The organism is Oceanibium sediminis, assembly GCF_003265325.1.
GTDB classification, from domain to species: domain Bacteria; phylum Pseudomonadota; class Alphaproteobacteria; order Rhodobacterales; family Rhodobacteraceae; genus Halovulum; species Halovulum sediminis.
Genome location: NZ_QGNX01000001.1, coordinates 806,649 through 831,946 on the forward strand (window position 1 = coordinate 806,649; position 25,298 = coordinate 831,946).

General features: G+C 66.5%; 22 protein-coding genes and 1 tRNA gene. 11 read left to right on the forward strand and 12 right to left on the reverse strand.

From position 1 onward, the window contains the following. Positions 1-10: 10 nt before the first annotated feature. On the reverse strand, positions 11-1,432 hold the full coding sequence (locus DJ029_RS03835; RefSeq protein ID WP_112320985.1) for an FAD-dependent oxidoreductase: 1,422 nt from the start codon (positions 1,430-1,432) through the stop codon (positions 11-13). 341 nt (positions 1,433-1,773) lie between these two features. On the opposite strand from DJ029_RS03835, the gene DJ029_RS03840 reads away from it, so the two are divergent. From DJ029_RS03840 to DJ029_RS03850, 3 genes are read left to right on the forward strand one after another with little or no spacing between them, the layout of a single operon-like run. After that, positions 1,774-2,547: an SDR family NAD(P)-dependent oxidoreductase gene (locus DJ029_RS03840; RefSeq protein ID WP_157966252.1), complete on the forward strand. Its 774-nt coding sequence runs from the start codon at positions 1,774-1,776 to the stop codon at positions 2,545-2,547. After that, positions 2,520-2,960 (forward strand): tripartite tricarboxylate transporter TctB family protein, encoded by a 441-nt coding sequence (locus DJ029_RS03845; protein WP_157966253.1) that lies wholly within the window; start codon positions 2,520-2,522, stop codon positions 2,958-2,960. Before DJ029_RS03840 ends, DJ029_RS03845 begins: the two co-directional genes overlap by 28 nt. A 3-nt stretch (positions 2,961-2,963) precedes the next feature. After that, a complete protein-coding gene (locus DJ029_RS03850; protein ID WP_112320988.1) occupies positions 2,964-4,487 on the forward strand; it encodes a tripartite tricarboxylate transporter permease in 1,524 nt (507 codons plus the stop codon). Positions 4,488-4,652: 165 nt separating this feature from the next. Here DJ029_RS03850 and DJ029_RS03855 read toward each other — a convergent pair whose 3' ends face one another. Continuing rightward, positions 4,653-5,585: an isocitrate lyase/PEP mutase family protein gene (locus tag DJ029_RS03855; protein WP_112320989.1), complete on the reverse strand. Its 933-nt coding sequence runs from the start codon at positions 5,583-5,585 to the stop codon at positions 4,653-4,655. 4 nt (positions 5,586-5,589) lie between these two features. Next, entirely contained in the window at positions 5,590-6,243 is a 654-nt protein-coding gene (locus tag DJ029_RS03860; RefSeq protein WP_198671037.1) for a GntR family transcriptional regulator, read from the reverse strand. A 147-nt stretch (positions 6,244-6,390) separates the two neighbouring features. On the opposite strand from DJ029_RS03860, the gene acnA reads away from it, so the two are divergent. The 5 genes from acnA to DJ029_RS03885 are packed head-to-tail and all read left to right on the forward strand — an operon-like array spanning position 6,391 to position 12,295. Further along, positions 6,391-9,096, forward strand: a complete 2,706-nt coding sequence (acnA, locus tag DJ029_RS03865) for an aconitate hydratase AcnA (RefSeq protein WP_112320991.1) — start codon at positions 6,391-6,393, stop codon at positions 9,094-9,096. Beyond that, positions 9,086-9,496 (forward strand): nuclear transport factor 2-like protein, encoded by a 411-nt coding sequence (locus DJ029_RS03870; protein WP_112320992.1) that lies wholly within the window; start codon positions 9,086-9,088, stop codon positions 9,494-9,496. The genes acnA and DJ029_RS03870 overlap by 11 nt, the downstream gene beginning before the upstream one ends. Next, entirely contained in the window at positions 9,493-10,869 is a 1,377-nt protein-coding gene (locus DJ029_RS03875) for a dihydroorotase (protein WP_112320993.1), read from the forward strand. Before DJ029_RS03870 ends, DJ029_RS03875 begins: the two co-directional genes overlap by 4 nt. Next, positions 10,866-11,588 (forward strand): isochorismatase family protein, encoded by a 723-nt coding sequence (locus tag DJ029_RS03880; protein ID WP_198671038.1) that lies wholly within the window; start codon positions 10,866-10,868, stop codon positions 11,586-11,588. The genes DJ029_RS03875 and DJ029_RS03880 overlap by 4 nt, the downstream gene beginning before the upstream one ends. A gap of 2 nt (positions 11,589-11,590) precedes the next feature. After that, on the forward strand, positions 11,591-12,295 hold the full coding sequence (locus DJ029_RS03885; protein ID WP_112320995.1) for a dienelactone hydrolase family protein: 705 nt from the start codon (positions 11,591-11,593) through the stop codon (positions 12,293-12,295). A 227-nt stretch (positions 12,296-12,522) separates the two neighbouring features. On the opposite strand, the gene DJ029_RS03890 is transcribed toward DJ029_RS03885, so the two are convergent. The 6 genes from DJ029_RS03890 to leuC form a co-directional block, all read right to left on the reverse strand. Beyond that, positions 12,523-12,599: transfer RNA gene (locus DJ029_RS03890), tRNA-Pro, on the reverse strand. A gap of 153 nt (positions 12,600-12,752) precedes the next feature. Further along, the gene (gene leuB / locus DJ029_RS03895) at positions 12,753-13,847 is read right to left on the reverse strand and encodes a 3-isopropylmalate dehydrogenase (protein WP_112320996.1); all 1,095 of its coding nucleotides are present in this window, start codon (positions 13,845-13,847) and stop codon (positions 12,753-12,755) included. Between the two features lie 99 nt (positions 13,848-13,946). Next, positions 13,947-15,074 (reverse strand): endonuclease/exonuclease/phosphatase family protein, encoded by a 1,128-nt coding sequence (locus tag DJ029_RS03900; RefSeq protein WP_112320997.1) that lies wholly within the window; start codon positions 15,072-15,074, stop codon positions 13,947-13,949. A gap of 8 nt (positions 15,075-15,082) precedes the next feature. After that, positions 15,083-15,883 carry a hypothetical protein gene (locus tag DJ029_RS03905; RefSeq protein WP_112320998.1) on the reverse strand — a complete coding sequence of 267 codons (801 nt, stop codon included), beginning with the start codon at positions 15,881-15,883 and terminating at the stop codon, positions 15,083-15,085. A gap of 24 nt (positions 15,884-15,907) precedes the next feature. After that, entirely contained in the window at positions 15,908-16,513 is a 606-nt protein-coding gene (leuD, locus tag DJ029_RS03910; protein ID WP_112320999.1) for a 3-isopropylmalate dehydratase small subunit, read from the reverse strand. A 102-nt stretch (positions 16,514-16,615) separates the two neighbouring features. Further along, complete coding sequence (gene leuC, locus DJ029_RS03915; RefSeq protein WP_112321000.1) at positions 16,616-18,019, reverse strand: 3-isopropylmalate dehydratase large subunit; 1,404 nt, start codon at positions 18,017-18,019, stop codon at positions 16,616-16,618. Between the two features lie 315 nt (positions 18,020-18,334). Between leuC and DJ029_RS03920 the strand changes: the two genes are divergently transcribed. Next, the gene (locus tag DJ029_RS03920; RefSeq protein ID WP_157966255.1) at positions 18,335-20,662 is read left to right on the forward strand and encodes a mechanosensitive ion channel domain-containing protein; all 2,328 of its coding nucleotides are present in this window, start codon (positions 18,335-18,337) and stop codon (positions 20,660-20,662) included. A gap of 46 nt (positions 20,663-20,708) precedes the next feature. Here DJ029_RS03920 and DJ029_RS03925 read toward each other — a convergent pair whose 3' ends face one another. Continuing rightward, positions 20,709-21,707 carry an asparaginase gene (locus DJ029_RS03925; protein ID WP_112321002.1) on the reverse strand — a complete coding sequence of 333 codons (999 nt, stop codon included), beginning with the start codon at positions 21,705-21,707 and terminating at the stop codon, positions 20,709-20,711. After that, positions 21,700-22,275 carry a sigma-70 family RNA polymerase sigma factor gene (locus DJ029_RS03930; protein ID WP_112321003.1) on the reverse strand — a complete coding sequence of 192 codons (576 nt, stop codon included), beginning with the start codon at positions 22,273-22,275 and terminating at the stop codon, positions 21,700-21,702. Before DJ029_RS03930 ends, DJ029_RS03925 begins: the two co-directional genes overlap by 8 nt. 193 nt (positions 22,276-22,468) lie before the next feature. On the opposite strand from DJ029_RS03930, the gene DJ029_RS03935 reads away from it, so the two are divergent. Together DJ029_RS03935 and rlmN are read left to right on the forward strand one after the other, a co-directional pair. Then, a complete protein-coding gene (locus DJ029_RS03935) occupies positions 22,469-23,008 on the forward strand; it encodes an invasion associated locus B family protein (protein ID WP_112321004.1) in 540 nt (179 codons plus the stop codon). Between the two features lie 139 nt (positions 23,009-23,147). Beyond that, a complete protein-coding gene (gene rlmN, locus DJ029_RS03940) occupies positions 23,148-24,320 on the forward strand; it encodes a dual-specificity RNA methyltransferase RlmN (RefSeq protein ID WP_112321005.1) in 1,173 nt (390 codons plus the stop codon). Between the two features lie 22 nt (positions 24,321-24,342). On the opposite strand, the gene DJ029_RS03945 is transcribed toward rlmN, so the two are convergent. Further along, on the reverse strand, positions 24,343-25,146 hold the full coding sequence (locus DJ029_RS03945) for a DUF2189 domain-containing protein (RefSeq protein WP_112321006.1): 804 nt from the start codon (positions 25,144-25,146) through the stop codon (positions 24,343-24,345). Positions 25,147-25,298: the final 152 nt, after the last annotated feature.

Consider the following 25,298-nt stretch of genomic DNA (forward strand, 5'->3'; position numbering starts at 1 on the left):
CCTCGTTGTTTCAGTTCAGTTGTGCTTGATCGAACGCGGACTGGTGGGGCTGTTCGCCGCCGGCAGTCCGCATGGTCGAAATATCCCGCGCGGCGCTGCGCCCCGCGATCAGCCCAAGGCCTAGGGCGGACAGTAGCCCATTGCCGGACATGTATCCGCGTGCCCCGTTCCGCCCGCTGATTCCCATCGCCGCGCCGCCCCCGGCATAGAGGCCGGGAATGGCGTCGCCCGCTTCGGTCAGGACGCGCGCGCCGGTATCGATGCGCAATCCGCCTTGGGTGTGAAAGATCGCCGGCGCGATTTCCGAGGCGCAGTAAGGCGCGTCAAGCGCTCCGAGGCCCCAGTCCTGCCGCCCGAACGGATCCGCGGCGGCGCCCTGCGCCGCATCCCGCGCGCTCGCAAGCGTGGCGGCAAGCCCCTCTTGCGGTGCGCCGATGGTTTGCGCCAGCGCCGCGGCATCCGCTGCCTGTCTTGCCGCACCCATCGCGCAGGCTTCGGCGAAATCGGGCTGGCCGGCGGCCACGTTGTCGCGGATCTCCGCGTCATAGATCATGTGGAACGGGCCTTCGTGGGCCATCATCAGCTCGCCAAAGCCGGAATAGCCCAGGGTTTCGTTCCCGAACCGCTGGCCTGTCGCGTCAACGATCACCGCGCCCCGCTCGATCAGGGTCCATGTCATCAGGGCGCCGGTGCGGTGGCTCAGCCCTGCGTGGGCCTGAAATGCCCCGAGGTTGCCTGTCCCCGCGCCTAGCTCCGCGCCCCAGGTCAGCGCGTCGCCAGTGCTGTACGGGCTGCCGGCATAGGCGGCTTTCGCGGCCACCGGGCAATGGGTGGCCAGAAGCTCTGGCGCCGCGGCGAAACCGTTGCAGGCCAGGATTACCGCGTCGGCCTCGATCCGGTCCTCGCCCGCGATCGCGCCGATGATCCGGCCCTGTTTGGCGATCAGCCGCGTCGCGCCCTGGCCAAGCGCCAGGGGAATGTCGCAGCGCTCGACCGCAGTCAGCAGGTCCGTGACCAGGTCGGCGCCGCGGCGGGCGGGCGGTGCGTGCAGCCGGGCCGTGCTGTGGCCGACGTGGCGATAGCCGCTGACGAATTCCAGCGCGACGCCCTGCGCGGCAAGGAAGTCGATCAGTTCTGCCGAAACGTCCGTCAGGGTGCCGACCAGCGCGTCCGCGTCGTGCGCGCCGGTGTGGTTGAAAAGATCCTTCGCGAAGGCCTGGGCGGAATCGGTGACGCCATGGCTCAGCTGCAGCGACGTGCCCGCCGCCGGGATGGAGCCGCTGGACAGCGCGGTGTTGCCCCCCGCTCGGTCCGCCTTTTCCAGGATCGCGACTTCAAGTCCGGCTTCATGGGCGGACAGGGCGGCGGTCAGGCCGCAGCCCCCGGCCCCGATGACCAGCACGTCGACTTTGATGTGATCCGTTTCCGTCATCTGTTCCCGCTTGCGGTTTCGCCAGGTGGGCCCGATTTGCCCGCCGGGCCTCGGCGGCTCTAAGTGTTGACACTATAAGCTGAGTCCTGCGTTCCAAGTCAACAGTCTTTCTGATTCTCTGTTCGTGCGGGGGGTGTTTCAGCGCATTTGCCAATGATTAAACGTTGTTTGAGGCCTTCTTTTCTCCTTTAAAGTCAGGTCCACAGGCCGGGGAGGGCTGAGAGCGCCATGTTCTGACGCCATTCAATTGCATCTGTAGTGTTGACAGTTTGCGGGCGATGCGCGAGTTAGTGTCGACAGCGCTCGACATGCGCAGCCCCCTTGTTCCCCGGGATTGGAGCATGATGAAAGCCGATCCGCACACGCCCAGCCCGCCCTGCGCCGTCGTGACAGGCGCCGCATCGGGTATCGGCCGGGAGGTTGCCGTGTCCCTGTTGCGGGACGGATGGCAGGTGATCGGCGTGGACCGCGCGGGGGCGCGGCATGATGCGGATCGCTACACACACCTGATAGCCGATCTTGGCACGGGGCAGGGGATTCGCGACGCGATTGACGGCCTGAAGGGGCGTCAGCTCAAAGCCTTCGTGCATTCCGCAGGGATCATGCGCTCGGACGACGCCCTTGCCGAGGGGATGGGCGAAGACCTCTGGGCGCTGCACGTGGTCGCTCCGCAGCGGCTTGCTGCGGCCCTTTTGCCGGATATGCCGGACACGGAGGGGCGCATCGTCCTGATTTCGAGCCGCGCCGCGCAGGGGCGGGCCGGTCGCGGACTTTATTCGGCGTCAAAAGCAGGGGGCGAGGCGCTGGTCCGCTCCCTTGCGCTTGCGGCGCTGCGGCGCGGTATTACTGTGAACGCGGTGGCGCCCGGGCCGGTCGCGACCGCGCAAAGCACCGATCCGGCGCGGCGCGACGCGCCTGTCGCCCCGACACCGCAGGGCCGGATGATCGCGCCGGGGGAAATCGCGGCAACTGTCCGGTTCCTTCTGTCCCGCGCGGCAGGGGCGATCACCGGGCAGACAATCGTACAATGCGCGGGGCTTTCACTTGTCCCGCCGGATCCGAATTTCGGTGGGGAGGACACGAGATCATGGGACGGTTTGACCGAAACGAGGTAATCGCCGCGCTGGCCTTCATGGCCTTCGGCCTGTTCTGGGTGGTCGTCGGGATGGGCTACTCCTGGGGCAGCAGCGTGCGCATCGGTGCGGCGGTGTTTCCCGTGGCGTTGGGCGTGATCATGATCGCCCTGTGCGGCGTGATCCTGGGTCAGTCCCGGCAGGCAGAGGCGCGGCGCATCGGGCTGAAGGTCAGGCCCGCGATCCTGATCCTTGGCGGCATCCTGGTCTGGGCGCTCAGCGTCGACCACATCGGCTTTCTTCCGGCGACGGCGATCCTCGTCGCGCTTTGCTCCCTCGCGGAGCGTGAGAGTACCTGGCGCTCCATCCTTGGGCTGACGGTCTTTCTTTGCGCCTTCGGCACGCTCGTCTTCATCACCGCCCTGAGAATTCCGCTTAGCGTGTTGGGAGGCTGACGCATGGATCTTCTTACCGGTCTTACGCTGGGGTTCCAGACGGCGATCACGCCAGAGGCCCTGATGTTCTGCTTCTTCGGGGTGACGGTCGGCATGTTCATCGGCGTCCTGCCGGGCATCGGCCCGCTGGCGGCGGTGGCGATGCTTCTGCCGGTCACCTATCACCTGGAACCGCTCAGCGCGCTGATAATGCTGGCGGGCATCTTCTACGGGGCGCAATACGGCGGGTCGACCGCGTCGATCCTGCTGAACCTGCCCGGCACCTCCACCACCGCTGTCACGGCGATAGACGGCTACCCGATGGCCAGGAAGGGCCGCGCGGGGGCTGCCCTGTTCATCACCACGATCGCCTCTTTCTTCGGGGGGTGTTTCGCCATCGTCCTGTTGATGAGCTTTGCGCCCGCGCTTGGCGCGATGGCGCTTCGATTCTCCTCGGCGGAATACTTTTCGATCATGATTCTGGGTCTTGTCGCCGCCGCCACCATGTCGCTCGGCAACCCGGTTAAGGGGATCGTGTCCGTCGTGGCGGGCCTGATGCTGGCCATGGTCGGCATGGACACGACCTCCGGGCAAGTGCGCTATACCTTCGGCATACTTGAGCTTCAGGACGGGCTGAACCTGGTCGCAATGGCCATGGGGCTGTTCGGCGTGGCCGAGATCCTGAAGAACGCCGGCACCCCCGAGCGGGACTCGTCCGGAGTGCAGAAAGTGCGCATGCGCGACCTGATGCCCACGCGCCAGGAACTGCGCGAATGCTGGAAGCCGTCGATCCGGGGGGCGGGCATCGGTTCTTTCATCGGGGTGCTTCCCGGTGCGGGCCCGACGCTGGCGGCGTTCCTGGCCTACGCGATGGAAAAGCGCGTCGCGCGCGATCCCAGCCGCTTCGGGAAGGGGGCCGTCGAGGGGATTTCCGCACCGGAGGCGGCCAACAACGCCTCCACCCAGGCGGCCTTCATTCCCACGCTTGCGCTGGGCATTCCAGGCGACGCGGCCATGGCCGTGCTTCTGGGTGCGATGATGATCCACGGTATCCAGCCGCGCCCGGAATTCTTTACCGAGAACGCGGACCTGTTCTGGGGCCTGGTCGTCAGCTTCTGGGTGGGCAACCTGATGCTGCTGGTGCTCAATATCCCGCTGATCAGCGTCTGGGTGCGTATCCTGACCATTCCCAAGCGAGTGCTGTTTCCCGGCGTGATCTTCTTCATCTGCGTCGGCGTCTATAGCGTGAACAACAACCCCTTCGACGTGCTGATGGTCATCGTCTTCGGGCTGGTCGGCTACGTGATGAATGCGTTCCAGTACCCGACGGCGCCGTTGCTGATGGGCTTCATCCTCGGGCCGATGATCGAACAGCACTTCCGGCGGGCGATCCTGTTCTCGCGCGGGGATTACACCACGTTCATCGATCGGCCCATAAGCGCCGTGTTCCTGGCGATCACCGCGCTGCTGCTGGTGCTGATGGCCGCGCCCGCGGTGCGCAGTTGGGCCGGAAACCGAAGCGCCAATCGCGGGGCGGGGGCGGAATAGCAAGCGCCCTTCCTGCCTGCTGCCGTCCGTCGCCCTGGCCCGTCACGCGTGCCGGGACGATGTGCTTTGAAAACCGCGTCCGGCTATTTCCTCTCATTACGACACCAAAAACCCCGCCGCCGGCATGCCGGGGCGGGGTCGCGGTATCGGCGCGTTCGCGCGGTATCAGGAGGCGATGCTGTCCAGCTTCACACTGTCAAGGTCGCCGTAGCGGGCTTCCATCTCGTCGATGGCGGGTTTGCCCATCAGGGACCAGATGTCGTCGATCCCGTAGAGCAGGTCGGGGCGGTCGGCGATCTCGCCGCTTTCCATCGACTGCTTGAGGATGCTCAGCGCGTTTTCCATCGCCATCAGCGCGGCAGAGGGCAGCATCCGCGGTAGGGTCACGCGCTTGACGCCCAGTTCTGCTAGGCGCTTCACCGAAATCAGCGGCGTCGTGGGGCGGTTGCGGATGCCAAAGCCCATGTTGACGGACACCGGGATCGGCACCTCGTCCACCAGTCGCTTGATCTGGTCTTCGCCGCCGATCGCGTCCGCAAAGATCATGTCGGCCCCTGCCGAGGCATAAAGCTTGGCGCGCCGGATCGCGCCGTCCAGCCCTTCGACCGCGATGGCGTCGGTTCGCGCCAGTACGACAAAGGCGTCGTCCTTGCGGGCGTCGCAGGCGGCTTCGATCTTGCGCGCCATCTCGCGCATGTCAATCACGTCCTTGCCGGCCATGTGGCCACACCGCTTCGGGCTGACCTGGTCCTCGATATTGACGCCGGCCAGGCCGGCTTCCTCGAACCGCTCGATCGTGTGATAGGTGGCCACGGCATTGCCATACCCAGTGTCCGCGTCCGCCATCACCGGGATCGACACGCTGCGCGCGATCATCCGGCAGGCGTCCAGGTTGTCGGTCAGGCCCATGATGCCGACGTCCGGCACGCCCAGGCGGGAATTCGACAGCCCGGCACCGGTGGTGCAGGCCGTCTTGAAGCCCATCTTTTCCACCATGCGCACGCTGTATCCATCGTAAACGCCCGGTGAGACCAGGATCCCGTCCTGGTCGAGAAGCGCGCGCATCCGGCGCGAGGGCGATGTCGGGGCATCCGTCATTGCGTCATCCTTTGCTTGAGTTATCCTGCTCGGCGATCAGCACATCCTGAAGGGACCTGGTGGCGCGCCCGATATGTGCCCGCATCAGCGACTCGGCGAGTTGCGCGTCACGCGCGCGCATCGCCCTGAGGATCTGCCAGTGCTCGGCGAAAGCGTCCCCCCGGCGACCCGGGCGATTGCCCGAGCGCGCGCGGTAGAGGCGCAGAAGGTAATAGAGTTCGTCGCAAAGCAGCCTGCGGATGCGATCATTGCCGCAGCCCTCCGCGATGCGCACATGAAGGTCGAGGTCGATCGCGCTGTCGGATGCGGCGGTGGTGTCGAAAGAGGACAGCATCTCGTCCAGTTCGTCGTCGGACATCGCCGTCGTGGCCAGTCGCACGGCCATGCCCTCGACCGCCTCGCGCAGCTGGAAGACTTCGATCACCTCCGGCAAGGAGAGAGACACGACGCGCGCTTTGAGGTATGGTTCCTTCAGAACCAGTCCGCGCCCCTGCAGCTGCTTCACCGCCTCGCGGACCGGGCCCCGGCTGACCTGGAAGCGCTCTGCCAGAGCGACTTCGTTGAGCTGGCCGCCAAGCGGGATCTCCCCGCTGAGCAAAAGGCTGAAGATCTCGCGCATGACGCGGTCGACGATGGTACGCTCCTGGCCGTCCAGCACTCCACACCTCCTGTTGACACTTATGGTTTGAAACTGCGCTTGAGGCAGATAAATACCCAGCCGGACCTCATTCATCAAGAGAATAATCCAAAAAGTGTTGACACTTTGTGGATGACTTTCTAACTCTCCGACAGCAAGGAGGGGCACATGATCGAACCTGGCGATATTCCGTTCGTTTCCGTGGAAACACCCGAAACCGGGAAATTCACGGCTATCGATCTAAACGGGCTTCTGGCTGGCCGCAGCCAGCCGCTGCCCTTCACGCTTCGGGTGATCCTGGAAAACCTGGCGCGGCAAGCGCTGGCCGGCGCGGACACGCTTAAGGTGATGGGGCAGGTTGCCAACTGGACGCCTGGCGCGCCAGAGATCGCGGTGCCGCTCGCCGTCTCGCGCCTCATGTTGCCCGACAGTTCTGGCCTGCCGGTCTTGATGGACCTGGCGGCCGCGCGTGACGTCGTGGCCGATCAGGGCGAAGACCCCTCCGTCATCGAGCCGCGCGTGCCGATCACCCTGGTGGTGGACCATTCCCTGATCGTGGACATGGCCGGGCATCCCAATGCCCGCACCCACAATATCGCCGAAGAATTCCGCCGTAATTCAGAACGTTACAGCTTTTTCAAGTGGGCCGAGCAGGCCTTTGACAAGCTGCGGGTGGTGCCGCCGGGGGCGGGGATCATCCACCAGGTCCACCTGGAGCGGCTGGCGCAGGTCGTGGAAACCGTGGCCCTGCCCGGCCATGGCGCGCTGACCGGGCCCGAGTTCGTGCTGGGGTGCGACAGCCATACCCCGATGGTCAACGGACTCGGCGTGCTGGCCTGGGGCGTCGGTGGCATCGACGGAGAGGCCGCCGCCCTCGGCCTGCCCTACGTGGCGCGCGTGCCGCGCGTCGTCGGGCTGCGCTTCAGCGGGCGGCTGGCACCGGGTGTCCTGCCGACGGACCTCGTGCTGTCGATCACCCAAACGCTGCGCAAGGCCGGTGTCGTCGGGGATTTCGTGGAAGCCTTCGGGCCAAGCCTGCCGGAACTCACCGTGCCCGACCGGGCGACCATCGCCAACATGGCGCCGGAATACGGCGCCACCGCCTGCCTGTTCCCGATCGACGCACAAACCATCGCCTACTTGCGCCAGTCCGGGCGCGACGAAGCGCAGGTCGCGTTGGTCGAGGCCTATGCCCTCGCGGTCGGCCTGTTCGCCGCGCCCGATGCGCCCGAACCCGCCTATTCCGAGGTGATTGAGGTGGACCTCTCGACCATTGTGCCAAGCGTGGCGGGCCCGAAGCGGCCGCAGGATCGCGTTCCGCTGACCGGCATCAAACCGGCCTTCCGCGCCACCCTGACCCGGCCCGTGGCCGAGGGCGGCTTCGGGCTGCCGCAGGACGCGGTGAGGAAGTCCGTTCCAGTCGACGACCTTGCCGAACCGCTGCGCCATGGCACCATCGCCATCGCGGCGATCACTTCCTGTACGAACACGTCAAACCCCACCGTGATGGTCGCCGCCGGCTTGCTGGCGCGTAACGCGGTGGCACGGGGGCTGTCAGTGCCCGAGTGGGTCAAGACCTCGCTCGCGCCCGGATCACGGCTGGTGACGGACTACCTGACCGAAGCCGGCTTGATCGCCCCGCTCGAAGCGTTGGGCTTTCATGTCGTCGGCTATGGCTGCACGACCTGTTCGGGCAAGTCCGGGCCGATCCGCCAAAGCATCGCGTCCGCGATCGAGCAGGAAGACCTGGTCGCCGCGGCGGTGCTTTCGGGGAACCGCAACTTCGAAGGGCGCATCCACAAGTCCGTCCGCGCCGCCTACCTCGCCTCGCCGCCGCTGGTGGTGGGTTTCGCGCTTGCCGGGCGGGTCGACGTGGATTTCGAAACCGATCCCCTAGGCTCGGACGCCAGCGGCGCGCCCGTCTTCCTGCGCGACATCTGGCCGGACCCGGCCGAATTGCAGCGCCTTGTCGCAGGCAGCCAGCGGCCCGAGCGTTTCCGCGAAAGCTACGCCACGCTGTTCGACGGCGGGGACATCTGGGACCGGTTGGAGGCGCCCACCGGCGCCCGGTTCGCCTGGGACCCCGATTCGACCTATATCCTGCGCCCGCCCTTCTTCGAGCTGGGGACGGAGCCGCTGCCCGACGCGATTTCCGGCCTGCGGGTGCTCGTCCATGCGGGGGACAGCCTGACCACGGACTACGTGACGCCGAGCGGTGAAATCCTGCCTGACAGCCAGCCCGGCCAGTTCCTGATCGCCCGCGGAGTCGAACCGAGCTCGTTCAACGCGGTCACCCAGCGGCGCGGCAACCATGAATTCATGGCGCGGATCACCTTCGCCAACCAGCGGATGAAGAACCGCCTCGTCCCCGAGCGTGAGGGCGGCTGGACTCGCCGCGCCCCGGACGCGGGCATCGAAACCATCTTCGACCGGGCCGAGGTCTGGAAAGGGGAAGGCGTGCCGGCAATGGTCCTGGCGGGCAAGAACTACGGCATGGGATCCAGCCGGGACTGGGCCGCCAAGGGGCCGAAGCTTTTGGGCGTGCGCGCCGTGCTGGCCGAAAGCTTCGAGCGGATCCACCGCGCGAACCTGATCGGCATGGGCATCCTGCCGCTGGTCTTTGCCGACGGGCAGAACGCCGATAGCCTGGGCCTGACCGGGTTCGAGACGTTTTCGATCACCGGCTTGCAGGACGTCCTCAACACCGGCGCGCCGGTCGCTATCCGCGCCGAGGCGCCAGGCCGGGACGCCATCGAATTCAGCGGGCGACTCGATCTCGCCAGCGGTCACGAAGCCGACGTGTTACAGAAAGGCGGCCTGTTCGCCTCGCTGCTGGACGGCGTATCATCGGGGGAGCAGAACGATGCATGGTAAACTCCAACAGGCAATCGCCACAGCCGAGGCCTACCTGGCCGCGATGGAGGCGCGCGACATGGACGCCGCCCGCAGCCACGTGCAGGACGGCCCGCTTGACCTGACCTTCCCCGGCGCGCGCCGCTTCACCGGCATCGACCAGATCGTCGCCAATTCCGGTGGGCGCTACATCCGGGTCGGCAAGACGATCCAGCGCCGCAGCGCCTGGGAAGAGGACGGGCAGGTGATGGTGCTCATCGCCGGGGAGCTCAACGGCGTCTGGCGCGACGGCGAAGCCTTCGACGGCATTCGCTTCATCGACCTATTCGCGCTGCGCGATGGCCTTATCGTGCGACAAGAGGTGTGGAACGACGCGGGCGAGTACCAGCTTGCCCGCAAGGCGGAGGAAAACCAGTCATGAGCTACGACCTGCTCCTGTCCAACGGCGAGATCGTCTTCCCCGGCCAGTGCGTCCGGCGCGGCCATGTCGGCGTCAAGGACGGCAAGATTGCCGCGATCCTCGATGTGTCCGAGCGCCCGGACGCGGGCCGCGTGATCGATTGCACCGACAAGTGGATCCTGCCGGGCGTGATCGATCCACACACCCATATCGGCTTCGGCGACAAGGAAAACGACTGGAAGACGGAAACCGCGACTGCCGCACTCGGCGGGGTCACGGGCCTGATGAGCTTCTGGCGGCACGAGGATCTCGATGCCTCCACCCAGCCTTGGATCGACGCCGGAGAGGCGACCGCCAGCACCGATTTCGGCCTGCATTTCGGGGTGACCGCGCGCCGTCACGTGGCCGAACTGGGCGCGCTGTCGGCGAAATACGGCGTGAACTCGATCAAGGTCTACCTGATGTACAAGGGCGCGACCGGCGCGGCCAAGGGCTTTACCGAGGTCGACGACGCGCTGCTCTTCTCGGCGCTTCAGGCGGGGGCGCGGCTCAATCGCGGGGTCGTCGGCGTGCATTGCGAAAACACCGAGGTGATCCCGCTGTTCCGCGAGCCGCTCAAAGCCGCCGGCCGTGACGACCTGGCCGCCTGGGACGAACAGTCGCCGGGCTTCCTTGAAACGGAAAACGTCTTCCGCGTGGCCTTCTTCGGCGAAAAGGCGGGCTGTGACGTGAACATCGTGCACATGTCCGCGGTCGAAAGCCTTGACCTCGTGCGCCGGTTGCGCCACCCGAACCGGCCGAAAATCAACGTCGAGACCTGCATCCACTACCTGTCGCTGACCCGTGAAAGCCCGATCGGGCCCATCGGCAAGGTCAATCCGCCGCTTCGCTCGGAAGCCGATGTCGAAGGGCTCTGGGATGGCGTGCGCAACGGCGATATCCAGACCATCGGCTCGGACCACGTGGGGCGCAAGGTCGCGACCAAGGGGCCTGACATCTGGTCGGCGAGCGCGGGTTTCCCCGGTCTTGCACAGGTGCTGCCGCTTCTACTTGAAGAAGGGCATTTCAAGCGCGGCATCCCGGTGGAACAGCTGATCGCGACCACCTCGTCCAACGTGGCGGAGCTTTACGCGCTGCCGGGCAAGGGGCGCATCGCGCCGGGCTTCGATGCGGATTTCGCCATCGTGGACCCGGCCGGCAGAACCGATGTGTCGGCGGACGCCTACCCGTCCTTCTCGGACTATTCGCCATACGACGGAGCGTCCTGGCGTAGCGCCGTCACCCATACGATCCTGCGCGGCCAGGTCGTCGTCGAGGACGGGGCGCTTGCACCCGTCCCCGCCGCCCCCGGCCGCTACATCCAACGCAATACCCAAGGGGAGCTTTCATCGTGACCGAGCGCATCTGGGACAAGTTTCTGACCGAAAGAGATAAAGAGGTGTACCAGCTTGCCGGCTACGGCAAGCGGGGCGGCTTCGGGACCCGGCCCGCCCTTTTCATCATCGACGTGCAATACAATTTCTGCGGCGACTCGCCGGACGAGCCGCTTCAAGAAGGGTTGCGCAAGTACCGCACCCACTGTGGCCCCGAGGGCTGGAAGGCTGTTCCCCATATCGAGCGGCTGATGCACATCGCACGGGCCAAGGATATCCCGATCTTCTACACCCAGTCCGAACGCCGCCCGGACATGGTCGACAGCGGCGTGCAGACCGGCAAGAGCCACCGCGGCCAGGAAAAAACCTCGACCGAGGGGACGCACGCCACCCAGACGGTCAGCCCCCTTGCGCCGCGTCCGCAGGACATCCTGATCGGCAAGCGCAAGCCGTCCGCCTTTTTCGGCACGCTGTTCATGAGCCACCTAAACTACCTGGACGTGGACACGCTGATCATGACGGGATGCACCTCGTCCGGCTGCCTGCGGGCGACGACGGTGGATGCCTATTCCTACAACTTCAAGACGGTGATACCCGAGGAAACCGCCTTCGACCGGTTCGAAGCCAGCCACGCAGTCAACATGTTCGACATGAACTGCAAGTACGCGGACGTGATCCCCACCGATGAGGTCGCCGCCTACCTTGAGGGGCTGCCGGACCCCGCGCCAAAGGCCGAATAGGCATGGCAGGGCTTGACCGGATCGACATCCCCGCGGCGGACGGCGCGCTGCCGGCGCTGCGCGGCCGCCCCCCGGGCGGTTCGACCGGGCGGGCCATCGTGTTGTTGCAGGAGATCTTCGGACTGAACCTGCACATCCGCGAGGTCGTGGCGCAATGGGCATTGCTGGGCTTTGACGTGATCGCGCCGGACCTGTTTTGGCGCATCGAACCGGGGTTGGAACTCGGCTATGACGGCGCCGACCTGGCTCGGGCCCGCGACGTTTATGCCAAGCTGGACTGGGCGGCGGCGGAAGACGACGTCCAGCGCACGGCCGAGTGGCTGCGCGCGGATGGCGCGCGGACGGTTGCCGTTCTGGGCTATTGCTTCGGCGGCAAGCTGGCAGTGCGCGTCGCCGCTCGGGGCATCGTGGATCGTGCCGTGGGCTACTACGGCGTCGGCATCGAAAAGCTGGGCATCGCGGGGCAGGTGACCTGCCCGACCCTGCTGCATTTCGGTGCGGAGGATCCCGGCACCCCGCCCGAGGCCATCGCCACGCTGCGCCGGCAGATGCCCGAAGGGACCACGATCCACGTCTATGAAAACGCCGGGCACGGGTTCAACAACTGGTACAAGCCCAGCCATAACGCCCCGGCGGGCCAACTGGCTTTCGCTCGCAGCGCGGCATTCCTGTCAGCGGATGACCTCACCCCCGGTACAGCCCCCTGAACGGGGGCGCCGGGGCGCTCACGTGTGGACCCTCGATCACATTCTGTTGCCACCCCGGGGCCTGATCGGTGCCTTGATTCTGCGTGAAGCGGCGCACCCGCGCAGCGAGGGCTGAGAACGTGTTTGCCCATTCGCGCCGGGTAAACCGGCCGAGGGCGCAGCGGCACCCACAGCGCATATCGTGCGCAGAAAGGGCTATTGCCCTGACGATCTATCTATTCCTGAAATGGTCGGAGTGGCGAGATTCGAACTCACGACCCCTGCCTCCCGAAGACAGTGCTCTACCAGGCTGAGCTACACTCCGACACCGCGCGCTTATAGGGCCAAGAATTGGGGCGCGCAAGGCTCCTTGAACGAAAACGCGGCGCGCTTTTGGCCACTGTGATCGCCGGGCCGCGCGGGGGATGTCCGCGCGGCCGTTGCCGGCCGGGGGGCGTGCCCCCGGCCGGGTGTCGGATCAGTCGAGCGCGGCGATGATCGCGTCGCCCATTTCCGAGGTGGAGACCGGCGCGCGGCCTTCCTCGCCGATCAGGTCGGCGGTGCGCAGACCGTCGGCCAGCACCTTTTCCACCGCGCCTTCAACGGCATCGGCGGCACCGCCCATGTCGAAGGAATAGCGCAGCGCCATGGCGAAGCTCAGGATACAGGCGATCGGGTTCGCCTTGCCCTGGCCGGCAATATCCGGGGCCGAACCATGCACCGGCTCGTACATGGCCTTGGGCCGCCCGTTGGCCATCGGCAGGCCCAGGCTGGCGGAGGGCAGCATGCCCAGAGAGCCGGTCAGCATCGCGGCCAGGTCGCTCAGCAGATCGCCGAACAGGTTGTCGGTGACGATCACGTCGAACTGCTTCGGCCAGCGGGTCAGCTGCATCGCGCCTGCGTCGGCGTACATGTGGCTCAGCTCGACATCAGGGTACTCGGTGTCGCCGATCTTCTGGACCACCTCGCGCCACAGCACGCCGGATTCCATCACGTTGGCCTTCTCCATCGAGCACAGGCGGTTCTGCCGCTTGCGCGCCAGTTCGAAGGCGGAACGCGCCACGCGCTCGATTTCGGACTCGGTGTAACGCTGGGTGTTGATGCCCACCCGCTCGTTGCCTTCCTCGAAGATGCCGCGCGGCTCACCGAAGTACACGCCGGAGGTCAGCTCACGCACGATCATGATATCGAGGCCGGAGACCACGTCACGCTTGAGCGAGCTGAAGTCCGCCAGCGCGTCGAAGCACTGCGCCGGGCGCAGGTTGGCGAACAGGTCCATTTCCTTGCGCAGGCGCAGCAGGCCACGCTCGGGCTTCAGGCTGAAGTCCAGGGTGTCGTACTGCGGCCCGCCGACAGCGCCGAGCAGCACGGCGTCAACGCCCTGGGCGCGTTCCATCGTCTCGTCGGTCAGGGGGGTGCCATGGGCGTCATAGGCCACGCCGCCGACCAGGTCCTCGGACACGTCGAACGTGGTGCCCTTGGTCGCCATCCAGTCGATGACCTTGCGGACCTCGGTCATGACTTCCGGGCCGATCCCGTCGCCGGGAAGAATGAGGAGTGAGGGATTTGCCATGCCGGTCCACCTTTGAAATGCACTGATTTTCGCATTTCCGGTAACGGCTTTGGCCGGGGTGGTCAAGGAAACCCCTGTGAATGCGGGGCGTGCGGGGGCCTAGAAGTCCAGGTCGACCCAGACCAGCCGGTGGGAAGAGGCGGCGGTGGCGGCGGATTCGCCCTCGGGCCAGTACACGCCGGAGCCGGTCACGCTGAGCCGGGCGTCGGGCAGCACGTAGTCGACCCGCATGTTGCCGGGGCCCCGCCCGGTGTCGTCCCAGTCGGCGGTATCGCGGGCCGGATCGCCCCGCTGCGTGACGTTCGCACCGCCCTGGGACAGGGCGGCGGCGCGCCCGCCCGCGCTTTCCGGGGCCGGGTCCTGCAATAACGGGTCGGCCAGCAGTGCGCGGATCGCGCCGCGCCGCCCGTCGCCATCCTCGGGGTCGGCGTTCAGATCGCCCAGGATCACGAAAGGCGCACCCCCGCGCGAGACGGTCGCCCCCGCGTCGGAGGGGAAGGACGCCCCGTTCAGGTAGTGGCTCCAGAAGGTGATCTCGTCGTGGTTGCGCCGCCCGTTGCGATCCTCCGGTCCGTCGAAGACGGGGGGCGTGGGGTGGCTGACGAACAGGCGCAGGGGCTGGCCCGCCACGTCCACCGCCAAATCCCAATGCGCCTTGTGGGACAGGCGCAACGCGGCTTGCGCCTCGGCGCTGGGATAGGGGGTGCCGTCGGCATGCCGCGGCAGGTCGGCCCAGTCCAGCGAGGACCAGCGCAGCAGGCGGAACCGGTGCGAGGCACTTGCATCGATGGGAAAGCGCGACAGCACCGCCATGCCCTCATGCCCCGGATACAGCCCGTAGGCATGGGCATCCGCCGGGCCATAGGTCTTGCCGTCGCGGTTCAGGTCAAAACCGCTGGGCTGTCCGGTATTCACTTCGTCGAGGAAGGTGTGGGGCAGGGACAGGCCGTTCGGACCAGCCGCCAGCTGGGCGGCGAACGCCTCCAACGCGAAGCCGCCAGCGTCATAGTCGAATTCGCTGAGCAGCAGGATGTCCGGGCGCACCTCCTGCAGGACCTTGATCACGGCGGCGACCTGGGGATCCTCGCCCCGCTCGATATCGCGCAGCAGGATTCCGGGCGCGGTCCGGCTGAGAGAGGCGTTGAAACTGGCGACGCGCACCGTCTCGGCCATGCCTGCGCCGCCGGACAGGACGGCGAGCGCCGCAAGAAGCAAGCTGCGCAGCATCGCTGGGCTCACAAACGGGCGGCGCGGACCAGGCGCGCGATCTTCAGGATGGCGATGCCCCGGATCGCCAGCGAGCCGGGCACGAACCCCCAGAGCGCCGTGCTCCACAGGATCAGTTCGTAATTCGGCGTGTCGGAGGGCTGCGCGATCCCGGAAAGCTGCATCGCCACGGTCGGGGACAGGTACAGGATGACCGCCCCGACGAGGATGTTGGCGACACCGTCGCGCAGCAGCCGCCGCTCCACGTCGCGGGCATAGCCGGGGGCGAAGGTGGGCAGGTTGAGCCACAGGTTGAAGTCGCGCCGCGCCACGGGCCAGCGCATCAGCCACAACAGCCCGCCGAACAGGATCATCAGCACCACCGCCAGCCAGAACGACAGCGCCGCCGATTGTTCCACCAGCGCCCGGTTGAGGGGTAGCATGTTGTCCGGCAGCGCGACGCTCAGCGCCACGACGGGGCTGAGCGGGAAGCGCGCCAGCTCGAGTGCGCGTTCGCCCCACATCAGCATGTTCAGTGAAAAGTCATCCGATCCGGAAAAGCCCCGGGCAAGGAAGGTCAGCGCCAGGATCAGCAGCGCGAAGGAAATGAAGCGCACCCGGTTGTAAGGCGGCGCGAAGCGGAAATCGATCAGTCCGGGGTGGGTCGAGGCGTACTCGAACACCGTGAACGCCGCCGCCAGTCCCGCCACGATGAGCGAGATTTCCTGGCTGGCGACGGACACGTTGGGCAGCAGCAGGGCCGGGGTGCCGATCACCAGCACAACGGCCAGCGCACGGATGAACCCCGCTGCAAGCCGTCTGACGATCATGCCCGGCCACCGCTGCGCGCGGCCTCAGCTCCAGGGCACGGCGGCTTGGTATTTGCTCTCAAACGTGCCAATGGCCGCCTCGTTCTTCAGCGTCAGGCCGATGTCGTCCAGACCGTTGAGCAGGCATTCCTTCTTGAACGGATCGACGTCGAAGCGGATCTCTCCTCCGTCGGGTCCGGTGATGGTCTGGCTTTCCAGGTCCACGGTCAGCACCGCATTGGACCCACGTTGAGCATCGTCCATCAGTTTGTCCACATCTTCCTGCGGCAGGACGATGGGCAGAATGCCGTTCTTGAAGCAGTTGTTGAAGAAGATGTCCGCGAAGGACGTGCTGATCACCACACGAATGCCGAAGTCCAGCAGCGCCCAGGGGGCATGCTCGCGGGACGAACCGCAGCCGAAGTTGTCGCCGGCGACCAGGATCTTGGCGTCGCGGTAGGCGGGCTTGTTCAGCACGAAATCGGGGATCTCGTTGCCGTCGGTGTCGTAGCGCATCTCGTCGAACAGGCTGACGCCCAGGCCGGTGCGCTTGATCGTCTTCAGGTACTGCTTGGGGATGATCATGTCCGTATCGACATTGACCAGCGGCATCGGGGCAGCGACCCCTTCGATCTTGGTGAACTTTTCCATTACTTATTTCCCTGACTTCGCGGATGCGGCGTGCGCACCCCTGTCTGATGATGAACCAGCGAGACGCCGGCGAACCCGCCCCGGAAACCCGGGGCGGTCAGCTCAAAGGTCCCGCACGTCCGTCAGACGCCCGGTGATCGCGGCAGCGGCCGCCATCGCGGGGCTCAGCAGGTGGGTGCGCCCGCCACGGCCCTGACGGCCCTCGAAGTTGCGGTTGGAGGTGGAGGCGCAGCGCTCGCCCGGGGCCAGCTGGTCGGGGTTCATGCCCAGACACATGGAACAACCAGCCATGCGCCAGTCGAAGCCCGCTTCGATCAGCTTCTGGGCGATGCCCTCTTCCTCGGCCTGTGCGCGAACCAGGCCCGAGCCCGGTACGATCATCGCGCGCAGGCCGTCCTTGACGCGCTTGCCTTCCATGATCTTGGCGACTTCGCGCAGATCCTCGATCCGGCCGTTGGTGCACGAGCCGATGAAGACAGTGTCGATTTCCACGTCCTGCAGGCGGGTGCCCGGCGTCAGGCCCATGTAGTCCAGGCTGCGGCGCGCGGCTTCCACCTTGCCGCCGGTGAAATCGTCGGGGCTGGGCACGACGCCGGTGATCGGCAGCACATCCTCGGGCGAGGTGCCCCAGGTGACGACCGGGGCGATGTCGGCCGCCTCAAGGATGATCTCCTTGTCGAAATGCGCACCTTCGTCGGTGAACAGCGTCTTCCAGTATTCCAGCGCCATTTCCCAGTTGCCGCCTTTCGGGGCGTGGGGGCGGCCGTTGACGTAGTCGAAGGTCTTCTGGTCAGGCGCGATCAGACCGGCGCGTGCGCCGCCCTCGATCGCCATGTTGCAGACGGTCATCCGCCCTTCCATGGACAGGTTGCGGATCGCCTCGCCCATGTACTCGATCACGTGGCCGTTGCCGCCCGCGGTGCCGGTGCGCCCGATGACGGACAGGGTGATGTCCTTGGCGGTCACGCCGACGGGCAGGGTGCCGCGCACCTCGACCTTCATGTTCTTGGACTTCTTCTGGATCAGCGTCTGGGTGGCCAGAACGTGCTCGACCTCAGATGTGCCGATGCCATGCGCCAGCGCGCCGAACGCGCCGTGGGTGGCGGTGTGGCTGTCGCCGCAGACGATGGTCATGCCCGGCAGGGTCCAGCCCAGTTCCGGGCCGATGATGTGCACGATGCCCTGGCGGACGTCATCCACGCCGTAATAGGTGATGCCGAAATCCTTGGCGTTCTTTTCCAGCGCATCGACCTGGATGCGGCTCATCTCGTCCTCGATGCCCTTGGCACGGTCGAGCGAGGTGGGCACGTTGTGGTCGGGCACGGCCACGGTCTTTTCCGGCGCGCGGACCTTGCGCCCGGCCATGCGCAGGCCTTCGAAAGCCTGGGGGCTGGTCACCTCGTGGACGAGGTGGCGGTCGATATAGAGCAGCGAGGTGCCGTCGTCTTCCTCGTGGACGAGGTGGGCATCCCAGATTTTGTCGTACAGGGTCTTCGGTGCGGACATCGGATCTCTCTCAATGGTCGGGTATGGGCAGGCACATGGTTGCGCGCGCGGGGTAGGGCGCGCGGCGGCGGATCAAAGTCCGCCGGTCAGCGTCAGGCACAGCCCGTGGAATCGCCAGGGCAGGCGTGAACGATCGTCCATGTCGAAAAAACGCGTCATGGGCATTCCATACTCCGCGCCGTGCGGCGGGGCAAGCGTTGCGCCGCGTGCGCCGGTGCAAGGCGGCTTGCCGGGCGCGCGCTTTTGACATCCTGCTTAAGCCTCGTTAGCGATGTTGCGGAAATTCAGGCGATGGCCAGGTGAGGGACGAACGACATGATGCGCATACTGGCACTACTCCTTCTGATGGTTGTCGGCAGCGGGGCGGTCGCCCAGACGATCCCGGGGCTCGGCGGCGGGGAAACTGCGGCCGAGGCGTCCGGGGACACCGCAAGCGATCCCGCCGCCGCCTCGACCGAGGCGCTGATCGAGCTGTTGCGCGACGACCAGGCGCGCGCCGCCCTGATCGAGCGGCTGGAGGCCAGTGCCCCCGCCGCGCAATCCGGGGGCTCCGCCACCCCGCAGGCCGATCAACCCGAAGAAGAGCCGATGACCTTCGGCCGCCAGGTCTCGCGGTTCGCCGAGAGCGTCATGGACGCCGTGAAAGACAACGCCGAGACGTTGTGGATCCAGATCAGGCGCCTGCCGAACCGGCTGAGCGATTTCCGCGCGGCGCTGGACCCGGATATCGTGCTCGGCTCGCTCAAGGCGCTCGCCTTCGTCATTTTCACGACCTACACCGCCTATTTCATCCTGCGACTGCTCAGCCATCGCGTGTCCCATCGGTTGTCGGCGGCGGCGGTGGGCCGGCGGTTCTGGCAGCGGGCGGCGCTGAGCGTGATGACATCGGTGATCGCGGCGCTGGTGGTGGTCTTTTCGGTGCTCGCATCCTCGGTCGCGGCGATCGTGTTCTTCGGGGAAACCTTCGCCCGCCTCGGGCCGATCCAGCTGGACTACCTGACCGCGTTCAACGTGGCGGGCCTGTCCACCGTGGTGATCCACGCCATCTTCGCCCCGCGTTTCGGACAGTTGCGGCTGATCCCGCTGAAGGACGAAAGCGCGAAACGCCTGTCGCGCTGGCTGACCGCCTCGGCGCAGATGCTGGCCTACGGGCAATTGCTGATCGTGCCGCTGGTCCAGCGCGAGGCGGGGTTCCTGCCCGCCTTCGCCGTGTCCTCGGCCATCGGCGGAATCGTCATGGCCTATGCCATCGTCGTCACCTGGCGGAACCGTCGCCGCGTGGCAGACTGGCTGCACGGCGACAAGGAACGCCCCGAGCACCCCGGCTTCTTCTACACGCTGGTGGACCTTTGGTACGTGCCGATGACGCTGTACCTGTTCTACGTGCTGGTGATCGTGCTGCTGCGCCCCGGCAACATCCTGCTGCCGCTTCTGCTGACCTCGGCCAAGGTGGCGGCGCTGGTGATCGGCGGGCTGTTCCTGCGCAACCAGTTGCTGCGTACCGCCCGCCGCGGCGTGACGCTGCCCCCGTCGCTGAGCACCGCCATGCCCGCGCTGGAGCGGCGGCTGAACTCCGTCCTGCCCAAGATCACGATCTTCCTGCGTCTCGTGCTTGCGATCGCGGTGGTGGGCGGCGTGCTGGTCATCCTCGGGGTGATTTCCCCGACCATCTGGATGGGCGACGGGGATCGCGAGGGGATCACCGAGGAGATGCTGTCCATCACGCTCATCGTCGCCATCTCCGCCGCCGCGTGGCTCGGCGTCGCAAGCTGGGTGGATTTCCGGCTGAACCCGATGGTGGGCAAGATGCCCACGTCGCGCGAAACCACCTTGCTGACGCTGCTGTTCAATGCGGCGACGATCGCCATCGTGGTGATCTCGACCATGCTGATCCTGTCCGAGCTGGGCATCAACATCGCGCCGCTGCTCGCCTCTGCCGGGGTGCTCGGCCTTGCCATCGGTTTCGGCGCGCAGAAGATGGTGCAGGACATCATCACCGGCGTGTTCATCCAGTTCGAGAACGCGATCAACGTGGGCGACGTGGTGTCCGTCGGCGGCGTGACCGGTACGGTGGAAAAGCTGACCGTGCGCTCCGTCAGCCTGCGCGACGTGCAGGGCGTGTTCCACATCATCCCGTTCTCGTCGGTGGACATGGTGTCGAACTACATGCGGGACTTTTCCTACCACGTGGCGGACATGGGCGTCGCCTACCGCGAGGACATGGAGGAGGCCAAGCAAGCCATGCACGACGCCTTCGACGAGCTGCGCAAGGACGCCGAGCAGGCCCCGGACATCCTGGGCGACCTGGAGTGGTTCGGCCTGAACAGCTTCGACGACAGCGCCATCACCCTGCGCGCCCGGATCAAGACGGTACCGGGCAAGCAATGGGCCATCGGGCGGGCCTATAACCTGATCCTCAAGCGCATCTTCGATGAGCGCAACATCGAGATCCCCTTCCCGCACCAGACGATCTATTTCGGCGTGGACCGGCAGGGCAAGGCCCCGCCGCTGCACCTGGTGCAGGATGCCGTGGTGACGCAGGACAGCGGGCCAGAGCCCGGCACCCGGCCCGTGACGCAGGACACGCCCCCGGCGGCGCAGGACACCCCCATGGACACGCCGGAAGGCGGTGACCAGAGGTAGACGCTCCACCGCGCAAGGCCGGCCCGCGCGCGGGCCGGCGGTAGCGTCAGCCCATCAGTTCGGGGCGTGCAATGACCCGGGCGGCGACGATCCCGCGGCGGTTCGCCTGGGGGGCATCGATCCGCTTGGCAATCGCCGGGTGGGCCGCGTCAAGCACCTGGAGGCGCACCAGCAGCGCGGCAATCGCAGCTTCCGAGGCGCGTGTCGCGCCATCCTCCACCTTCAGCGCGATGCCGAGGCCGCGCTCAGGCAGGATCGCGCCGAATACGCCTTCGGCGCCGGTCTTGATGACGGCCTTTCCCGCCGCCGCCGCGGTAATCTCCGTCGAGCATTTTCCCGCGCCGTCGATCAGTTCGGGATGCGCCGCCATCGCATCGACCAGGGCGCGCGCGGCATCGCCCCGCGCCCGGCCGAGGGCCTGGGGCGCTGCCATCCTGGCCAGCGCATGCGCGAACCCCTGAAGGGAGGTGCGGAAATTCGGGGCAGAACATCCGTCGATGCCGTACCCGGGGCAGGGTGCGCCGGTCATCTCCTCGATCGCGGCGCGCACCGCGCGCTGGACCGGGTGGTCGGTGTCGATGTACTCCGTCCCGCCGCCAAGCGCCTGGCCGAGGGTCAGGAAACCGGCGTGCTTGCCCGAACAGTTGTTTTGGATCTGGCCGGGTTTGCGCCCCTCGGCACGCAAGCGATGCCGCGCGGGCGTATCGGCGGGGGTCTGCGGCCCGCAGCGCAGGTCGTCCTCGGTCAGGCCAACGTTCGACAGCCAGGCGGCCACCCTTCGGGTATGGATGTCCCCGCCCACATGGCTGGCGCAGGCCAGGGCCAGATGCTCCGCGCCCAACCCGGTGCGCGCGGCGACGCCGCTTTCCACCAGCGGCAGGGCCTGGATCATCTTGATCGCGGAACGGGGAAAAATGACGGTGCCGGGATCGCCCCATGCCTCCACCACGGCGCCGGAAGCGTCCACGATCACGGCGTGGCCCCGGTGAATGCCTTCCAGGTAGTCGCCGCGCCAGAGTTCCGCCAGAATCGCGGCGTCAGTCATCCAGGAACGCCGTCATCATGCCGTCCCCAAGCTCGGCGCGCAGGGTCTTGAAAGCCAACCGTATCCGCGATTTCACCGTTCCCAGCGGCAGTTCGTGGTGCGCCGCGATCTCCGCATGGCTCAGGCCGTCATAGAAGGCGGCCTTAAGCACTGCGCGCTGATCCTCCGGCAGGACGCGCAGGACGTCGCGCATCTTCACCGCAAGCTGCTGCGCGTTCAGCGACTGCATCCCGCCCGGTTCAGGGTCCGGCTGGAACAGCGGGTCCATCGGGTCGGGCTGGGGGCGCGTGCGGCGCCGGATCAGGTCGATCCGCCGGTTGCGCGCAATCGCGAAGATCCAGGTGGAAACCGCCGCCTTTTCGGGGTTGAACAACTGGGCCTTGCGCCACACGGTGACCAGCACTTCCTGGGCGATCTCGTCCGCGTCATCCTCGGCGGTGCCGGCGCGCATGATGAACGCCTTGACGCGGGTCGCATAGCGCCCGAACAGTTCGGCAAAAGCGGATTTGTCCTGGCGGGCGATTGCCGCCAGAAGGTCCACATCACTCTGATTCGACAGGTCACCCATTTGCCGCCGTTTTTACACCCTCGCCGGGGTGAAACCAACGTCGCAGATGAAATTGTCTGTAATCTGCCGCCGAGCGCCGTAAATTCCGCGTTAGGGGCTGGAAAGCCCGCCCCGATCTTGCGTAGATTGCGCCCAAGGCAGGCAATCCGGTTTCCGCATGAGCAGGGAACCACCAAAAACGGAGGCGCGGCAGATGATCCGAACACTCGCAACGGCGATGGCCCTGACAATCCTGACACTCGCAACGGCAGCCCCGCTTGCGCAGGCGCAAACCAATGAATCCGTGGCCGCGTTCCGTGACTGGAGCGTGTTCAACCCCTCGGACCCGCGCGAATGCTACATCGTCTCGCCCCCGGTGAAGACCGAGGCGCGGCGCAACGGCAGCACAGTGTCCGTGCGACGCGGCGATATCCTGCTGTTCGTGACGATCCGCCCTGACGAAGGCGTGGACAAGGAAGTCAGCTTCACTGGCGGCTACCCCTTCCGAGAGGGCAGCAGCGTCGACGTCTCGATCGGGGGCACCACCTTCCAGATGGCCCCGGGCGCGGACGATGCGCGCGAATGGGCCTGGCCGCCCTCGCCCGAGCGGGATGCCGAGATGATCGCCGCCATGCGCCGCGGCGCGTCGGCCACGGTGACCGCCGTTTCATCGCGCGGGACCACAACGATCGACGAATTTTCGCTGCTCGGCTTCACCGCGGCCCTCGAAGAGGCCGAGAAGCTCTGCCGCTGATCCCGGCCGGGGCGCTGCCCCGCCGGACCCCGGACACATCGCCCGTCAGCGCCCTGCGGCGCCGGCGCGCTTTGCGTTTCCGCGCTTTCGCCCTATATGGGGCGGAATCCCTGCCCTGACACAGACCGGACCTGACCCGATGCCCGCCACCGCCCCGATCACGCAAGACCTGATGACCATCCCCCGCAAAGGGGACCCGTCGGCGCGCCCCAACCTGGTCGGCCTGACGCGCGAGCAGCTGCGCGACGCGCTGATCGGCGTCGGCACGCCGGAAAAGCAAGCGAAGATGCGCGCCGGACAGGTCTGGGCCTGGCTCTACCAGAAGGGCGTGCGGGATTTCGCCGACATGACGAACCTGGCCAAGGACTACCGCGCCCTCCTGGCCGAGCATTTCGACATCGCCCGCCCCGAGGTGGTCACGCGCCAGCTTTCCAGTGACGGAACCCGCAAGTACCTGCTGCGCATCGCCGGCGGGCACGAGGTCGAGGCCGTCTACATCCCCGAGGAGGATCGTGGCACGCTCTGCATCTCCTCTCAGGTGGGCTGCACGCTGACCTGTTCGTTCTGCCATACCGGCACGCAGAAGCTGGTGCGCAACCTGACCCCGGCAGAGATCGTCGGCCAGATCCTGGTGGCCCGCGACGATCTGGGCGAATGGGGGCACAAGGCGGACGGCAAGCGGCTGGTTTCCAACATCGTGCTGATGGGCATGGGTGAGCCGCTCTACAACTTCGACGCGGTGCGCGACGCGATGCAGATCGCCATGGACAACGAAGGCCTCAGCCTGTCGCGCCGCCGGATCACGCTGTCGACCTCCGGCGTGGTGCCCGAAATCGCCCGCGCGGGGGCGGAAATCGGCTGCATGCTGGCGATCAGCTTCCACGCCACCACGAATGATGTGCGTGACAAGCTGGTCCCGATCAACAAGAAGTGGAACATCGAGGCGCTGATCCAGGCCTGCCGCGACTACCCCCGCCTGTCCAATTCCGAGCGGATCACCTTCGAATACGTCATGCTGAAGGGCGTGAACGATACCGACGCCGACGCGCGCCGCCTGGTGCAGCTGATCGCGGGCATCCCGGCCAAGATCAACCTGATCCCCTTCAACCCCTGGCCCGGCGCGCCCTACGAACGCTCCGACTGGGACCGAATCGAAGCCTTCGCGGACATCGTGAACAAGGCCGGCTACGCCTCACCCGTGCGCACCCCGCGGGGCGAGGATATCATGGCCGCCTGCGGTCAGCTGAAATCCGCCACCGAACGGGCCCGGAAATCCCGCGCCCAGATCGCCGCGGAAACTGCCGCCGGGTAAGCGAGCCCCCTCTCCAAAGTCCTCAAATATCCCCGCCGGAGGCATCCTCCGCCGGGGCCGTTACCACGCGCCGGTACAGATGCCAGGACGCATGCCCTAGCACCGGGAAGATGACCAGCATCCCAAGGAAGAACGGCGCCATTGCCAGCGCCGAAAGCACCGCGATGATCGCGCCCCAGGTCAGCATCACGCGCGGGTTCTCCGCCACCGCCTGGAAACTGGTCACCATCGCCGTCACCACGTCGATTTCCCGCTCGACCAGCATCGGCACGGAAATCACCGTGATCGCGAACAGCAGACCTGCCAGCGCGCCACCGACGAGCGTGCCCGTGATCAGCATGGTCGCCCCCTCGGTGGTCATCAGCAGGTCGGTCGAACTCAGGATGTTGGTCAGCGGCTTCAGCCCGAAGCTCAGCGCGAAGATCAGATGCGCCATGTAGACCCAGAACAGGAACAGGAACAGCGCCACGAAGGCGAGCGAGGGGATCTGGCGGCGGCTCTCCCCCAGAATCACCGACAGCACCCGCGCTGCATCGGGCTTGCCGCCGGCTTCAAGCTGGCGGCTGACTTCGTACAGGCCGACGGCGGCGAAGGGGCCGATCAGCGGGAACCCGGCCATCAGGGGCAGCGCCCAGTAGCTGCTTCCCCAGACGGCGAGCTGAAGGTAGATTACGATCCCGATCACGGAAAAGACGGCGCCGATGGCCAGGCCGAAGACCGGGGCGGCGCGGAAGTCCCGCCATCCCGCCGCCAGCGCCGCGCGCAGATCCTGCTGTGTGATCGTTCCGATTTCCGGGGCGCGATCCGGGGCGGCAGTCTGGTTCATGAATATCCTCCCATTCAAATGACGCTAAGAATGTGGATTCTGTATCACCCGTTCCCTGATCTGAATCAAACGCCATTGGTGCCGCTTGCCCGATTTGCCGCCCCGGATGTATAGTCCCAACAACATGCCCCCGGCAGAGGGGTACGAGCAGG

Excerpts from the sequence above, each read along its gene's own strand:
- DJ029_RS03835 (WP_112320985.1), bottom strand. The coding sequence starts at position 1,432 with ATGACGGAAACGGATCACATCAAAGTCGACGTGCTGGTCATCGGGGCC.
- DJ029_RS03840 (WP_157966252.1), top strand. The coding sequence starts at position 1,774 with ATGATGAAAGCCGATCCGCACACGCCCAGCCCGCCCTGCGCCGTCGTG.
- DJ029_RS03845 (WP_157966253.1), top strand. The coding sequence starts at position 2,520 with ATGGGACGGTTTGACCGAAACGAGGTAATCGCCGCGCTGGCCTTCATG.
- DJ029_RS03850 (WP_112320988.1), top strand. The coding sequence starts at position 2,964 with ATGGATCTTCTTACCGGTCTTACGCTGGGGTTCCAGACGGCGATCACG.
- DJ029_RS03855 (WP_112320989.1), bottom strand. The coding sequence starts at position 5,585 with ATGACGGATGCCCCGACATCGCCCTCGCGCCGGATGCGCGCGCTTCTC.
- acnA (WP_112320991.1), top strand. The coding sequence starts at position 6,391 with ATGATCGAACCTGGCGATATTCCGTTCGTTTCCGTGGAAACACCCGAA.
- DJ029_RS03870 (WP_112320992.1), top strand. The coding sequence starts at position 9,086 with ATGCATGGTAAACTCCAACAGGCAATCGCCACAGCCGAGGCCTACCTG.
- DJ029_RS03875 (WP_112320993.1), top strand. The coding sequence starts at position 9,493 with ATGAGCTACGACCTGCTCCTGTCCAACGGCGAGATCGTCTTCCCCGGC.
- DJ029_RS03885 (WP_112320995.1), top strand. The coding sequence starts at position 11,591 with ATGGCAGGGCTTGACCGGATCGACATCCCCGCGGCGGACGGCGCGCTG.
- leuB (WP_112320996.1), bottom strand. The coding sequence starts at position 13,847 with ATGGCAAATCCCTCACTCCTCATTCTTCCCGGCGACGGGATCGGCCCG.
- DJ029_RS03900 (WP_112320997.1), bottom strand. The coding sequence starts at position 15,074 with ATGCTGCGCAGCTTGCTTCTTGCGGCGCTCGCCGTCCTGTCCGGCGGC.
- DJ029_RS03905 (WP_112320998.1), bottom strand. The coding sequence starts at position 15,883 with ATGATCGTCAGACGGCTTGCAGCGGGGTTCATCCGTGCGCTGGCCGTT.
- leuD (WP_112320999.1), bottom strand. The coding sequence starts at position 16,513 with ATGGAAAAGTTCACCAAGATCGAAGGGGTCGCTGCCCCGATGCCGCTG.
- leuC (WP_112321000.1), bottom strand. The coding sequence starts at position 18,019 with ATGTCCGCACCGAAGACCCTGTACGACAAAATCTGGGATGCCCACCTC.
- DJ029_RS03920 (WP_157966255.1), top strand. The coding sequence starts at position 18,335 with ATGATGCGCATACTGGCACTACTCCTTCTGATGGTTGTCGGCAGCGGG.
- DJ029_RS03925 (WP_112321002.1), bottom strand. The coding sequence starts at position 21,707 with ATGACTGACGCCGCGATTCTGGCGGAACTCTGGCGCGGCGACTACCTG.
- DJ029_RS03930 (WP_112321003.1), bottom strand. The coding sequence starts at position 22,275 with ATGGGTGACCTGTCGAATCAGAGTGATGTGGACCTTCTGGCGGCAATC.
- DJ029_RS03935 (WP_112321004.1), top strand. The coding sequence starts at position 22,469 with ATGATCCGAACACTCGCAACGGCGATGGCCCTGACAATCCTGACACTC.
- rlmN (WP_112321005.1), top strand. The coding sequence starts at position 23,148 with ATGCCCGCCACCGCCCCGATCACGCAAGACCTGATGACCATCCCCCGC.
- DJ029_RS03945 (WP_112321006.1), bottom strand. The coding sequence starts at position 25,146 with ATGAACCAGACTGCCGCCCCGGATCGCGCCCCGGAAATCGGAACGATC.